A 12,421-nucleotide genomic window follows, 5' to 3' on the forward strand; every position below is an offset into this window, starting at 1 on the left:
CCGCTATCGCAGGCAAGCCGGCTGCCATAGTTGGACTGTGGTGTTCTTCAGGTCGTATTTCAATCATCGACCTGCTTGGGCGGCGGCAAGGTAAAACCCGATACCGACCTGCGCAACTGGCTGGCCATCTTCGCCAGGTTACCAATGCTTTCTGCGGTGGCGGTGGAACCCGACGACGTCTGGGTGGTGATCTGCTGGATCACGTTCATGGTCAGGGAAATCTGCCCCGCCGATGAGGTCTGTTGCTGTGCCGCGTTGGAAATACTCTGGATCAGCGCTGCCAGGGTTTTGGACACGCCTTCGATCTCTTCCAGCGCCACCCCGGCATCCTGGGCCAGGCGTGCGCCGCGCACCACTTCGGTGGTGGTCTGCTCCATGGAAATCACCGCTTCGTTGGTGTCGGCCTGGATGGTGCGTACCAGGGTTTCGATCTGCCGGGTGGCCGCCGAGGAGCGTTCGGCCAACCGTTGCACTTCATCGGCCACCACCGCAAAACCGCGCCCGGCGTCACCGGCCATGCTGGCCTGGATCGCGGCATTGAGGGCGAGGATATTGGTCTGGTCGGCGATATCGTCGATCAGGCTGATGATGTCTCCAATTTCCTGGGACGACTCGCCCAAACGCTTGATGCGCTTGGCGGTGTCCTGGATCTGCTCGCGAATGTTGTCCATGCCGTGGATGGTGTTGTGCACCACCTCGTTGCCTTTGTTGGCGATCTCTACCGAACGTTCAGCTACCGCCGAGGATTCGGCCGCGTTGGCCGACACCTGGTCGATGGACTGCGCCATCTGATTGATCGCCGTGGACGCTTCGGCAATCTGCTGGGCCTGATGCTCCGACGCCTGGGCCAGGTGCATGGCGGTGGCCTGGGTGTCCTGCACCGCACCGGCGACCTGCCCGGCAGTGAGGTTGATGGTGGCGACCAGGTCGCGCAGTTGGTCCACGGAATAGTTGATGGAGTCTGCGATGGTGCCGGTGAAGTCTTCGGTGACCGAGGCGGTGACGGTGAGGTCGCCGTCAGCCAGGTCTTCGATTTCATCCAGCAGGCGCATGATCGCGTTCTGGTTGCGCTCGTTCTTCTGCGCGGTTTCATGCAGTTGGCGGTTGGTCTCACGCACCATGACCAGGCCGATCAGGATGATCGAGGCCAGCGCCAGCAAGCCCAGCACGTAACCGCCGATGGTGTCGAAGCTGCGCCCGCTGGCGAGGTTTTCAAAACCCGTGGCCAGGTGCGAGGCTTCATCGAGCAGGGTTTGCGACAGGTTGAAAATATTGCTCGCCGAGGCGCGCACCTGGAACAACTGCGGCGAGGTCTCGAGAATTTCATCCACGGAGCCGGAGACAAATTCGAACAGCTCGGCGATGTCCGCCAGCCGCGCCCGGGCGTCCGGGTCTTCAACCTGGGTGATACGCAGCCCCGGGTTGCCGTTGAGCATGCCATTGAGCACCACGCCAAAACGGTTGGCATCGCGACCGAAGGCATCGGCGGCCTGCCCGGCGGTTTCATCCCCCGCCAGCACCGTGTTGACCGCCCCCAGGATGCGTTCGGCCAGCAGCGACTGGCGTTGGGCCAAGGCTACCTGGCTGGCCGGGGCGCCGCGTTGCAGCAGGATATCCACGACTTTTTCCGACTCGATCTGCAGTTGCGGCACGGTTTCGGCCAGGGTCGCCGCCACCTGGTGCAACGACAACACGGTCTGCTCGCTGGCCAGAATGGCGTCGGTGTTTTTCAGCAGCGCCTCCCAGTCGGTCTGCACCGCCCGCATTTCGGCACGCACCGCACTGGGCGCCGCCGGCAAGCCGGTTTGCGGGTCACCTTTTTTCAGGTAGCCCCAGCGCTGGGCAAAATCGTTGCGCGCATCGCCCAGCAGCTTGAACGCCGCCGCTTTCCCGGCAGCGGCCTCGGTGGCGTTCTTGGCAATGCGCTGGGACAGCACGCGCAGCTCACCGGCGTGGCCGATGTACTGCTTATCGTAGGTGGACTGGGTGTTGAGGTACGCGAAGTTGGCGAACAGCAGCATGATGAACACGATCAAGGCGATAAACAGCACGATGATCTGCGAACGGCTGCGCGAAGCGGCCTGGGGTTTGGGCGTGGTAGCGGTGCTCATGCGGCAACATCCATGAAGCCAGGGGCCTGGGCCAGGGCGAAGGGGCTGAAGACTTGCCACGGCGGGTCGCCGTCGAACTGGCCCTGAATAAACGGCGCGCTCGAGGCAGCGCTCGCCACCCAGGCATCCAATGGGAAATGCTGCATGCCTACCACCTCATCTACCAGCAGCCCGACAAACAGGTCGTTGAACTCCACCACCAGCACCCGCCGTTGCTTGCGCGCCCTGGACAACTCAAGGCCCAGGAAACCGCCCAGGTCCATCACCGGAAGCAAGCGCCCGCGCAGGTTGGCCACGCCCTTGACCCAGGGCTTGACCCCCGGCATCAAGGTGCAACGTGGCTCATGCAACACCTCGGCGACTTCGCCCATGGGCGCCACGTAGGCGTTTGGCCCTATGCGGAAAGCGATGCCGCTCCAGCGTTGCAGGCGCGTTTCCTGGGACGGCAGGTCCGCGGCCAGCAAGCGGCAGCGGCGGTCGATGTCCAGCAGCAGCTCGAAGGCGGTTTGCGACTCGGTCATGATCGCAAGCCTTAGCCGGCCAGCACCTTGTTCAGGGTGGCAATCAGAGTTTCTTCATCCACAGGCTTGGTCAGGTAGTCCTTGGCGCCCTGGCGTGCGCCCCAGATCTTGTCGGTTTCCTGGTCCTTGGTGGTGATGATGATGATCGGGATACCGTTGGTTTCCGGCTCCTTGGACAACTGGCGCGTGGCCTGGAAGCCGTTGAGGCCGGGCATCACGATATCCATCAGCACCGCGTCGGGCTTTTCCTGACGGGCCAGGGCCACGCCGTCCGCGCCGTTTTCGGCCTTGAGCACCTGGTGGCCATGCTTTTCCAGCATGCCGGTGAGTTTGTACATTTCAGTCGGCGAATCGTCGACGATCAGAACACGTGCCATGGTTTTCCCCGCTACATTGGTCGGCGCCGGCCCTCGTGAGGCGGCGTCAGTGTGCTTGTTCTACTGCGGCGAACCCAGGCACGTAGGCCTTGATCGCCCCCAGCAGTTCTTCCTTGCTGAAAGGCTTGGTCAAAAATTGATCGACACCCACGATGCGCCCCTTGGCCTTGTCGAACAGGCCGTCCTTGGAAGACAACATGATCACCGGGATCGACTTGAACGCCGGGTTGTTCTTCACCAGGGCGCAGGTCTGGTAGCCGTCCAGGCGCGGCATCATGATGTCGACAAAGATAATGTGCGGGTGATGATCGACAATACGGGCCAGGGCGTCGAAACCGTCGATCGCCGTGATGACCTCGCACCCCATGTTCTTCAACAGCGTCTCGGCGGTGCGGCGGATCGTTTTCGAATCGTCGATTACCATCACCTTCAAGGCGTTGGAATGCTGTTCCATATCTGCTCTACCATCGCCACAGCGAATCGGTTTTCGGTGTGTACTGCCTGATGTTGCACAGGATGAACGCCGCAAGCCTTGGAATTCAAGGGCTGCTGCGCCGTGCCAGCCTTTTTAGCACAGTCTCCTGGCGCAATCTATCGAGGCACCCGCCCAGTGGTTTTTCCTTGACCCACAACAGCCGCAGCGCCACTCTGACGCCACTTTTATGCGCCCTAATTTGCTAGAGGAAATCCCCATGAGCGTTCGCGTCGGCATTGTCATGGACCCTATCGCCAGCATTTCCTATAAAAAGGACAGTTCGCTGGCCATGCTCCTGGCCGCCCAGGCCCGCGGCTGGACCTTGTTCTATATGGAGCAGCGCGACCTTTACCAGGGTGACGGCGAGGCCCGCGCACGCATGCGCCCGCTGCAGGTGTTTGCCAACCCCGAGAAGTGGTTCGAGCTTTCTGACGAAATCGACAGCCCGCTGAGCGACCTCGACGTGATCCTGATGCGCAAGGATCCGCCGTTCGACATGGAATTTGTGTACTCCACCTACCTGCTGGAGCAGGCCGAACGCGCGGGCGTGTTGATCGTCAACAAGCCGCAAAGCCTGCGCGACTGTAATGAAAAACTGTTCGCCACCCTGTTCCCGCAGTGCACGCCACCGACCGTGGTCAGCCGCCGCGCCGATGTACTGCGTGAATTCGCCGCCAAGCATGGCGACGTGATCCTCAAGCCGCTGGACGGCATGGGCGGCACCTCGATCTTCCGTCACCGCGCCGGCGACCCGAACCTGTCGGTGATCCTCGAAACCCTGACCGCCCTGGGCACCCAGCAGATCATGGGCCAGGCCTACCTGCCGGCGATCAAGGATGGCGACAAGCGTATCCTGATGATTGACGGCGAGCCGGTGGATTATTGCCTGGCGCGCATCCCGGCAGCCGGCGAGACCCGTGGCAACCTGGCCGCCGGTGGTCGCGGTGAAGCGCGGCCGTTGTCAGAAAAAGACCGCTGGATCGCCGCTCAAGTCGGTCCAACCCTGCGGGAAAAAGGTCTGCTATTTGTCGGACTAGACGTAATTGGCGAGAACCTCACTGAAATCAACGTCACCAGCCCGACCTGTATTCGCGAGATCGACAACGCATTTGGCACGAACATCGGCGAAATGCTGATGGCCGCCATTGAACGCAAGCTACAAGCCAAGTGACATAGAACAGCCGGACACCTACCAACATTGCGTTATCATGCGCCACCTGTGAAACGCGCGATGTTGGTTTTCTTGTCATGACACTCCCGTCCGATCTGCCCCCCGAATTCTCCCCCAGCGGCGTGCGCCCGGCCGATCGTCTCGGTTTTACCCTGTTTCTCGCTGCCTTGATTCATCTCGCCCTGCTCCTGGGTGTGGGGTTCACCCTCGTCGAACCCAAGCAGATCACCAAGACCCTGGAAATCACTCTCGCCACGTTCAAGAGCGAAAAGAAGCCCGAAAAGGCTGACTTTCTCGCCCAGGACAACCAACAGGGCAGCGGCACCCTCGACAAGAAAGCAGTGCCCAAGACCACCGAGGTAGCGCCCTTCCATGACAACCAGGTCAAGAAGGTCACTCCGCCGCCAGCGCCCAAGCCTGAGGTCAGGCAGGCCACGCCCAAGGCTGCGGTGACGACTGTCGCGCCCAAACCGCAAAAAGCCCCGACCCAGCGCGAAAAGGCCAAGACCGAACCCAAGCCCGAGCCAGTGAAACCTGCGCCGACGTTCGACAGTTCGACGTTATCCGACGAAATTTCCAGCCTGGAAGCCGAACTGGCTCATGAGCAACAGCTTTATGCCAAGCGCCCGCGCATCTACCGTCTGAACGCCGCCTCAACCATGCGCGATAAAGGTGCCTGGTATAAGGACGAGTGGCGCAAGAAGGTCGAACGCATCGGCAACCTCAATTACCCGGACGAGGCGCGGCGCCAACAGATTTATGGCAATTTGCGCTTGCTGGTGTCGATCAACCGTGACGGCTCGCTGTATGAGGTGCAGGTGCTGGAGTCCTCCGGCCAGCCGCTGCTGGACCAGGCTGCGCAACGCATCGTGCGCCTGGCCGCGCCCTTTGCGCCGTTCAGCGGCGACTTGAGCGACGTGGACCGCCTGGAAATCATCCGCACCTGGCGGTTCGCCAAGGGCGACCGGTTGTCCAGCAACTGATCACGCCCGCACTACAGATCATTCCCACGCTCCGCGAGGGAATGCCGCCTGGACGCTCTGCGTCTGCTCTTGGGACGCGGAGCGCCCCGGGATGCATTCCCACGCGGAGCGTGGGAACGATCAGCGATCAGGCTCGCGCCCGCACTTGTCAGTTCGTCCCTCCAACGCCACACTAGCGGACATGAAAAACGTCAGCCCGACCTACCTCAAGCACCAATTCCTGATCGCCATGCCCCATATGGCCGACCCGAACTTTGCGCAGACCTTGACCTACATCGTCGAGCACACGGCCAATGGTGCAATGGGGTTGGTGGTCAACCGCCCGCAGGAGCTGAACCTGGCCGATATCCTTGAGCAACTGCGCCCGGAGATCGACCCGCCGGCGCGTTGCCAGGGCGTACCGATCTACATCGGCGGGCCGGTGCAGACCGATCGCGGTTTTGTGCTGCACCCCACCGGGCCCAAGTTCCAGGCCACGGTAGACCTTGAGGGTGTGTCATTGTCCACATCCCAGGACGTGCTGTTCGCCATCGCCGACGGCGTCGGCCCTGAGCAAAGTGTGATCACCCTGGGCTACGCCGGTTGGGAAGCCGGGCAACTGGAGGCCGAACTGGCCAGCAATGCCTGGCTGACCTGCCCGTTCGACGCTGACATCCTGTTCAACACCGCCAGCGAACTGCGCCTGGAAGCGGCAGCAGCCAAGCTGCGGGTCAACCTCAGCCTGCTGACCAGCCAGGCGGGGCACGCCTGATGGCCTTGCGTCTGATCCTCGGTTTTGACTACGGCACCAAACAGATCGGCGTAGCGGTTGGCCAGGTCATTACCGGCCAGGCCCGCGAGCTGTGCACCCTCAAGGCCCAGAACGGCGTGCCGGACTGGAACCAGGTCGAAGCCCTGATCAAAGAGTGGAAGCCTGACGCGGTAGTGGTCGGCCTGCCCCTGAACATGGATGGCACCCCCAGTGACATGTGCCTGCGCGCCGAGAAGTTCGCGCGCCGCCTCAATGGCCGCTACAACCTGCCCTTCTATACCCATGACGAACGCCTCACCACCTTCGAAGCCAAGGGGGAACGCCGCGACCGTGGCGGGCAAAAGGGCAGTTACCGCGACAACCCGGTAGACGCCATCGCCGCGGCCTTGCTGTTGCAGGGCTGGCTGGATGAAAACACCGCTTTATTTGAATCCTGACCCGCCGCGATCCTGTGGAAGCGGGCTTGCCCGCGAAGAACGTTAACGATACCGCGAGAAGGCTGGATGAACGCGGTGCCCATGAGTTTTTCGCGAGCAAGCTCGCTCCTACACACTTGATAAGGAGCCACCATGAGCTTGCCGAACCCTGCCGAACTGATCAGCCAGATGGCGATACGCCTCAAGGCGCACCTGGAACACCGTGCCATCAGCGAACCGCGTTTTATCGGCATACGCACCGGTGGCGTGTGGGTAGCCCAGGCATTGCTGGAAGCACTGGGCAGCGATTCGCCCCTGGGCACCCTGGACGTGTCCTTCTACCGCGACGATTTCAGCCAGAACGGCCTGCATCCACAAGTGCGCCCTTCGGCCCTGCCCTTCGAGATCGAAGGCCAGCACCTGGTACTGATCGACGACGTGCTGATGAGCGGCCGCACCATCCGCGCCGCCATGAACGAACTGTTCGACTATGGCCGCCCGGCCAGCGTGACCCTGGTGTGCCTGCTGGACCTGGATGCCGGCGAACTACCGATCAGCCCGGACGTCGTAGGCGCGACCCTGTCGCTTGCCCCCCAGCAGCGGGTAAAATTGTCCGGTCCTACGCCGCTCGAACTCGAACTGCAAGACCTTGCCCTTTAAACCGCCTTGTAAAGAGTCCCCGCGATGACGCCTCTAGATGCCAAGCGCCCGCTGCAGCTCAATGCTCAGGGCCAGTTGCAACACTTCTTGTCCCTCGACGGTTTGCCCCGCGAACTGCTCACCGAAATCCTCGACACCGCCGATTCGTTCCTGGAAGTCGGTGGCCGGGCAGTGAAGAAAGTCCCGCTGTTGCGCGGCAAAACCATCTGCAACGTGTTCTTCGAGAACTCCACCCGCACCCGCACCACCTTTGAACTGGCGGCCCAGCGGCTGTCGGCCGATGTGATCACGTTGAACGTGTCCACCTCGTCGGCGAGCAAGGGCGAAACCCTGCTCGATACCCTGCGCAACCTGGAAGCCATGGCAGCCGACATGTTCGTGGTACGCCACGGCGACTCCGGCGCTGCGCATTTCATCGCCGAGCATGTGTGCCCGAACGTGGCGATCATCAATGGCGGCGACGGCCGTCACGCGCACCCGACCCAGGGCATGCTCGACATGCTCACCATTCGTCGGCACAAGGGCAGCTTTGAAAACCTCTCGGTAGCCATCGTCGGCGACATCCTGCATTCGAGGGTTGCACGTTCGAACATGCTGGCTCTCAAGGCCCTGGGTTGCCCGGATATCCGCGTGATCGCGCCCAAGACTCTGTTGCCAATCGGCATCGAACAGTATGGCGTGAAGGTCTACACCGACATGGCCGAGGGCCTCAAGGATGTGGACGTAGTGATCATGCTGCGCCTGCAACGCGAGCGCATGGCCGGGGGCTTGTTGCCCAGCGAAGGTGAGTTCTACCGCCTGTTCGGCCTGACCACCGCACGCCTGGCCATGGCCAAGCCGGATGCAATCGTGATGCACCCGGGGCCGATCAACCGCGGTGTGGAAATTGAGTCGGCGGTGGCCGATGGCCCGCAGTCGGTGATTCTCAACCAAGTGACCTACGGCATCGCCGTGCGCATGGCCGTGCTGTCCATGGCCATGAGCGGGCAAACCGCGCAACGTCAATTCGAGCAGGAGCAGGCCCAGTGAAGCTCAGCATTCTCGGCGCCCGAGTCATCGACCCGGCCAGTGGCCTGGACCAAGTTACCGATCTACACCTGGACGCCGGCAAGATCGTCGCCATGGGCTCCGCCCCCGCAGGCTTCAACGCCGGCCAGAGCATCGATGCCAAGGGCCTGGTGGCCGCGCCTGGGCTGGTGGACCTGAATGTCGCACTGCGCGAGCCGGGCTACAGCCGCAAAGGCAATATCGCCAGCGAAACCCAGGCCGCCGCGGCCGGTGGCGTGACCAGCCTGTGTTGCCCGCCCAACACCAAGCCGGTGCTGGACACGTCGGCCGTGACCGAGCTGATCCTTGACCGCGCCCGCGAAGCCGGCAACTGCAAAGTGTTTCCCATTGGTGCCTTGAGCAAGGGCCTGGATGGCGAACAACTCGCCGAATTGATCGCCCTGCGTGACGCCGGTTGCGTGGCCTTCGGCAATGGCCTGGAAAGCTTTCGCAGCACGCGCACCTTGTGCCGCGCCCTGGAATACGCGGCCACCTTCGACTTGACGGTGATCTTCCATTCCCAGGACCGCGACCTGGCCGAAGGCGGCCTGGCCCATGAAGGCGCAGTGGCCAGCTTCCTCGGCCTGCCGGGCATTCCGGAAACAGCAGAAACCGTGGCTCTCGCTCGTGACCTGTTGCTGGTGGAGCAAAGCGGCGTGCGTGCGCATTTCAGCCAGTTGACCAGCGCCCGGGGCGTGGCTCTGATCGCCCAGGCCCAGGCCCGTGGCTTGCGGGTCACCGCAGATGTCGCCCTGTACCAACTGATCCTGACGGATGAGGCGCTGATCGACTTCTCCAGCCTGTACCACGTACAGCCCCCGCTGCGCACCAAGGCTGACCGTGACGGTTTGCGTGCGGCGGTGAAGTCGGGTGTGGTGTCGGCGATTTCCAGCCATCACCAACCTCACGAGCGAGACGCCAAGCTGGCACCGTTTGGCGCGACCGAGCCAGGCATCAGCAGCGTGGAGTTGTTGTTGCCACTGGCGATGACGCTGGTGGAAGACGGCTTGCTGGACCTTCCGACACTGCTGGCACGCCTGAGCGCCGGCCCGGCCGAGGCCCTGCGCTTGCCGGCGGGCCAGTTGTCGGTGGGTTCACCGGCGGACCTGGTGCTGTTCGACCTGGCAAGCTCGACGGTGGCTGGTGAGCGTTGGTTGTCCAAGGGCGAAAACTGCCCGTTCATCGGCCACAGCCTGCCGGCGACGGTGCGGTATACCTTGATGGATGGGCGGATCAGCTACCAGGCTTGACGCGCAAGCTCGTTCCCACGCTCTGCGTGGGAACGCATCCTGTGACGCTCTGCGTCAGCACTCCAAAGGTGGACGCGAAGCGTCCTGGGCTGCATTTCCACGCGGAGCGTGGGAACGATCAGTGCTCAGCGCCCGCTGTTGCGCTCGGCATTGCGGATCGAGATCTGCGTGTTCAGCGTCCAGAAGTCATACAGCACCCCGATCAGGAACAAACCGCCGGTCAGCAGGTAGATCAGGCCGGTGATCCATTTGCCCTGGTACATACGGTGCACACCAAACACCCCCAGAAACGCCAACAGAATCCACGCGACGCTGTATTCAATCGGCCCAGCGGTAAACCGCAGGTCGGCTTCACGGTCCATGGCCGGGATCAGGAACAAGTCGATCAACCAGCCAATGCCGAACAAGCCGAAGGTGAAAAACCAGATCGTGCCCGTCACAGGCTTGCCGTAATAAAAACGATGAGCCCCGGTAAAACCGAAAATCCACAGCAGGTAACCAATCGCCTTGCTGTGGGTGTCTTGCTGCTGAGCAACCTGTTGATAGGTGTTCATGAAGGACCTCTTTTGCTTCGATAGATAAATTTTTTCATTTTCTTTGTGACTTTTTTACGGGCGCCCGACGTACGGCAAATGGTATCGTCCTGCCCTCAAAGCCTTGTAGGGCCTGACTTGTGTAGGACAATTGCGGAGAATCGTCGCGTTTTTCCTGAATTTGACCCCAAGGTTCAATCGACAAACGGGCTGAGAACAGCACAAAAAGCTGTTATAAAGTTGCGCGCAAACCCATAAGAGCCACGCCTAATGCGACCATTTTTCAAGACATGGCTAACCATTTGCCTATTAATGCCACTGGCCGCCCACGCCACCAATCGTGAGCAACGACTTCCGAACGTTAACGGTTTCACCCCTAAAGTCCATAGCACGCCCAGCACTGCCAAATCGGCAAAGCCGACCGTCAGCCGTCCGACTCAACTGAGCAAGGCCCACGGCAAAGCGCTTTCCACCCAGCTGGCCGTGAACACCAAGCAAAGCAGCAACGTCTTGAGCCGTGCCGTCAACGTGCTCGGTACACCTTATCGTTGGGGCGGCAGCAGCCCAAGTAAAGGGTTCGACTGCAGCGGCCTGGTGAAATATGCATTTAACGATGTAAAAGCGGTGGACCTGCCACGCACTTCCAACGCCATGGCGGCCGGCCATGGGTTGAAGGTTGACCGCAAAGACCTGAAACCGGGCGACCTGTTGTTTTTCAAACTCAAGAGCCGCCAGGTCAATCACGTCGCCATCTACCTGGGCAACGACCGCTTTATCCACGCACCGCGCCGTGGCAAGTCGGTGAGCATCGACACACTGAAAAAACCGTTCTGGGACAAGAACTACGTGATTGCCAAGCGGGTACTGCCTAAAGAGCAGAACAACAACCTGCGGATCGTGCAGCGCTAAGCCAGGCACTACTGAAGCTCCCCATTTGAAATGCGATCAAATGTGGGAGCTGGCTTGCCTGCGATGACGGTGTGTCAGTTGGCAGAGAGAGTGCCTGACAGTCCGCTATCGCAGGCAAGCCAGCTCCCACATTGTGTATCTGTGCGCTTTAGATATCTGCCGGCACCCTCGCCTTCTCCCGCGCTTCTTCCCGGCTAATCACTCCTACGCCCACCAACGCCTTCAAACTCATATCCAGGGTCTTCATCCCCAACGCACCACCGGTCTGAATAGCCGAAACCATCTGCGCCACCTTGTCTTCGCGAATCAAGTTACGAATCGCCGGGGTGCCCAGCATGATTTCATGAGCGGCCACGCGCCCACCGCCCACCTTCTTCACCAGCACCTGAGACACCACCGCTTGCAACGACTCCGACAGCATCGAGCGGACCATGGCCTTCTCCCCGGCAGGGAAGACATCTACCAGCCGGTCCACTGTCTTTGCCGCCGACGAGGTGTGCAGGGTGCCGAACACCAGGTGCCCGGTCTCTGCCGCCGTCAGCGCAAGGCGGATGGTTTCCAGATCGCGCAATTCACCCACCAGGATCACATCCGGGTCTTCTCGCAGGGCTGAACGCAGGGCCACCGAGAAACTGTGGGTGTCGCGATGCACCTGGCGCTGGTTGACCAGCGCCAGTTTCGGCCGGTGGATAAACTCGATGGGGTCTTCCAGCGTAAGGATATGCTGGCGTCGATGCCGGTTGAGGTCGTCGATCATCGCCGCCAGGGTCGTAGACTTGCCCGAGCCGGTGGGCCCGGTCACCAGCACCAGTCCGCGAGGAAGGCGGGCGATACGCTGGAACACCTCGCCCAGTCCCAGGTCCTCCAGGCTCTGGACCTCAGTCGCAATAGCCCGGAACACCGCACCCACACCGCGATCCTGGCGGAACACGTTCGCCCGGAACCGGGCGACGCCTGGCAATTCGAAGGCAAAATCCGTTTCAAGAGATGTTTCGAAATCCTTTTGTTGATGTTTATTCAGCAAAGGGCTCAATAAGTCGACCACTTGGGTAGCGTTCAGCGCTGGCCCATCCAGCGGCCAAACCTCACCATCAATGCGCAGCATCGGTGCCAGGCCTGCTGACAGATGCAGGTCTGAGGCGCCTCGGCTTACGCTGGCGGTCAGCAATTGCGTGATATCCATAGGGCTTTCCATTTCCAGTAGAATGCCGCGGACT

General features: G+C 61.4%; 14 protein-coding genes. 8 read left to right on the forward strand and 6 right to left on the reverse strand.

What is annotated here, in order from left to right; translation table 11 throughout:
* Positions 1-59: 59 nt before the first annotated feature.
* Genes GIV26_RS08415 through pilG form a run of 4 tightly spaced genes read right to left on the reverse strand, consistent with a single transcriptional unit; the run spans position 60 to position 3,463 of the window.
* The gene (locus tag GIV26_RS08415; RefSeq protein ID WP_034128934.1) at positions 60-2,111 is read right to left on the reverse strand and encodes a methyl-accepting chemotaxis protein; all 2,052 of its coding nucleotides are present in this window, start codon (positions 2,109-2,111) and stop codon (positions 60-62) included.
* Entirely contained in the window at positions 2,108-2,632 is a 525-nt protein-coding gene (locus GIV26_RS08420) for a chemotaxis protein CheW (protein ID WP_034128935.1), read from the reverse strand. The genes GIV26_RS08415 and GIV26_RS08420 overlap by 4 nt, the downstream gene beginning before the upstream one ends.
* An 11-nt stretch (positions 2,633-2,643) precedes the next feature.
* Positions 2,644-3,009 carry a twitching motility response regulator PilH gene (gene pilH, locus GIV26_RS08425; protein ID WP_014720320.1) on the reverse strand — a complete coding sequence of 122 codons (366 nt, stop codon included), beginning with the start codon at positions 3,007-3,009 and terminating at the stop codon, positions 2,644-2,646.
* Positions 3,010-3,055: 46 nt separating this feature from the next.
* On the reverse strand, positions 3,056-3,463 hold the full coding sequence (gene pilG, locus GIV26_RS08430; protein ID WP_014720321.1) for a twitching motility response regulator PilG: 408 nt from the start codon (positions 3,461-3,463) through the stop codon (positions 3,056-3,058).
* Positions 3,464-3,701: 238 nt separating this feature from the next.
* Here pilG and gshB point away from each other — a divergent pair, with 238 nt between their 5' ends.
* The 7 genes from gshB to GIV26_RS08465 all read left to right on the forward strand — a co-directional run bounded on the left by gshB (position 3,702) and on the right by GIV26_RS08465 (position 9,762).
* A complete protein-coding gene (gene gshB, locus GIV26_RS08435) occupies positions 3,702-4,655 on the forward strand; it encodes a glutathione synthase (RefSeq protein ID WP_034128936.1) in 954 nt (317 codons plus the stop codon).
* A gap of 77 nt (positions 4,656-4,732) precedes the next feature.
* Entirely contained in the window at positions 4,733-5,638 is a 906-nt protein-coding gene (locus GIV26_RS08440; protein ID WP_034128937.1) for an energy transducer TonB, read from the forward strand.
* Positions 5,639-5,819: 181 nt separating this feature from the next.
* Positions 5,820-6,389: a YqgE/AlgH family protein gene (locus GIV26_RS08445; RefSeq protein WP_017139445.1), complete on the forward strand. Its 570-nt coding sequence runs from the start codon at positions 5,820-5,822 to the stop codon at positions 6,387-6,389.
* Positions 6,389-6,826, forward strand: a complete 438-nt coding sequence (gene ruvX, locus GIV26_RS08450) for a Holliday junction resolvase RuvX (protein WP_003195067.1) — start codon at positions 6,389-6,391, stop codon at positions 6,824-6,826. Before GIV26_RS08445 ends, ruvX begins: the two co-directional genes overlap by 1 nt.
* A 132-nt stretch (positions 6,827-6,958) precedes the next feature.
* Complete coding sequence (gene pyrR, locus GIV26_RS08455; protein ID WP_019817751.1) at positions 6,959-7,465, forward strand: bifunctional pyr operon transcriptional regulator/uracil phosphoribosyltransferase PyrR; 507 nt, start codon at positions 6,959-6,961, stop codon at positions 7,463-7,465.
* Positions 7,466-7,489: 24 nt separating this feature from the next.
* Entirely contained in the window at positions 7,490-8,494 is a 1,005-nt protein-coding gene (locus tag GIV26_RS08460; protein ID WP_034128938.1) for an aspartate carbamoyltransferase catalytic subunit, read from the forward strand.
* Entirely contained in the window at positions 8,491-9,762 is a 1,272-nt protein-coding gene (locus GIV26_RS08465; RefSeq protein ID WP_236280065.1) for a dihydroorotase, read from the forward strand. The genes GIV26_RS08460 and GIV26_RS08465 overlap by 4 nt, the downstream gene beginning before the upstream one ends.
* A gap of 125 nt (positions 9,763-9,887) precedes the next feature.
* Here GIV26_RS08465 and GIV26_RS08470 read toward each other — a convergent pair whose 3' ends face one another.
* Complete coding sequence (locus GIV26_RS08470) at positions 9,888-10,316, reverse strand: NINE protein (RefSeq protein WP_054897575.1); 429 nt, start codon at positions 10,314-10,316, stop codon at positions 9,888-9,890.
* A gap of 249 nt (positions 10,317-10,565) precedes the next feature.
* Here GIV26_RS08470 and GIV26_RS08475 point away from each other — a divergent pair, with 249 nt between their 5' ends.
* A complete protein-coding gene (locus GIV26_RS08475) occupies positions 10,566-11,204 on the forward strand; it encodes a C40 family peptidase (RefSeq protein ID WP_034128941.1) in 639 nt (212 codons plus the stop codon).
* A 148-nt stretch (positions 11,205-11,352) separates the two neighbouring features.
* On the opposite strand, the gene GIV26_RS08480 is transcribed toward GIV26_RS08475, so the two are convergent.
* Positions 11,353-12,387, reverse strand: coding sequence for a type IV pilus twitching motility protein PilT (locus tag GIV26_RS08480; protein WP_060763953.1), 1,035 nt, complete (start codon positions 12,385-12,387; stop codon positions 11,353-11,355).
* Positions 12,388-12,421 lie beyond the last annotated feature (34 nt).

The sequence above is a fragment of the Pseudomonas sp. PA-1-3F genome (genome assembly GCF_021609665.1).
GTDB classification, from domain to species: Bacteria; Pseudomonadota; Gammaproteobacteria; order Pseudomonadales; family Pseudomonadaceae; genus Aquipseudomonas; species Aquipseudomonas paracarnis.

What these genes read in the sequence shown, in the direction of transcription:
- GIV26_RS08440 (WP_034128937.1), top strand. Translation starts at nt 4,733, where the DNA reads ATGACACTCCCGTCCGATCTGCCCCCCGAATTCTCCCCCAGCGGCGTG.
- GIV26_RS08420 (WP_034128935.1), bottom strand. Translation starts at nt 2,632, where the DNA reads ATGACCGAGTCGCAAACCGCCTTCGAGCTGCTGCTGGACATCGACCGC.
- pilG (WP_014720321.1), bottom strand. Translation starts at nt 3,463, where the DNA reads ATGGAACAGCATTCCAACGCCTTGAAGGTGATGGTAATCGACGATTCG.
- GIV26_RS08480 (WP_060763953.1), bottom strand. Translation starts at nt 12,387, where the DNA reads ATGGATATCACGCAATTGCTGACCGCCAGCGTAAGCCGAGGCGCCTCA.
- GIV26_RS08460 (WP_034128938.1), top strand. Translation starts at nt 7,490, where the DNA reads ATGACGCCTCTAGATGCCAAGCGCCCGCTGCAGCTCAATGCTCAGGGC.
- GIV26_RS08470 (WP_054897575.1), bottom strand. Translation starts at nt 10,316, where the DNA reads ATGAACACCTATCAACAGGTTGCTCAGCAGCAAGACACCCACAGCAAG.
- pilH (WP_014720320.1), bottom strand. Translation starts at nt 3,009, where the DNA reads ATGGCACGTGTTCTGATCGTCGACGATTCGCCGACTGAAATGTACAAA.
- GIV26_RS08415 (WP_034128934.1), bottom strand. Translation starts at nt 2,111, where the DNA reads ATGAGCACCGCTACCACGCCCAAACCCCAGGCCGCTTCGCGCAGCCGT.
- ruvX (WP_003195067.1), top strand. Translation starts at nt 6,389, where the DNA reads ATGGCCTTGCGTCTGATCCTCGGTTTTGACTACGGCACCAAACAGATC.
- pyrR (WP_019817751.1), top strand. Translation starts at nt 6,959, where the DNA reads ATGAGCTTGCCGAACCCTGCCGAACTGATCAGCCAGATGGCGATACGC.
- GIV26_RS08445 (WP_017139445.1), top strand. Translation starts at nt 5,820, where the DNA reads ATGAAAAACGTCAGCCCGACCTACCTCAAGCACCAATTCCTGATCGCC.
- GIV26_RS08475 (WP_034128941.1), top strand. Translation starts at nt 10,566, where the DNA reads ATGCGACCATTTTTCAAGACATGGCTAACCATTTGCCTATTAATGCCA.
- gshB (WP_034128936.1), top strand. Translation starts at nt 3,702, where the DNA reads ATGAGCGTTCGCGTCGGCATTGTCATGGACCCTATCGCCAGCATTTCC.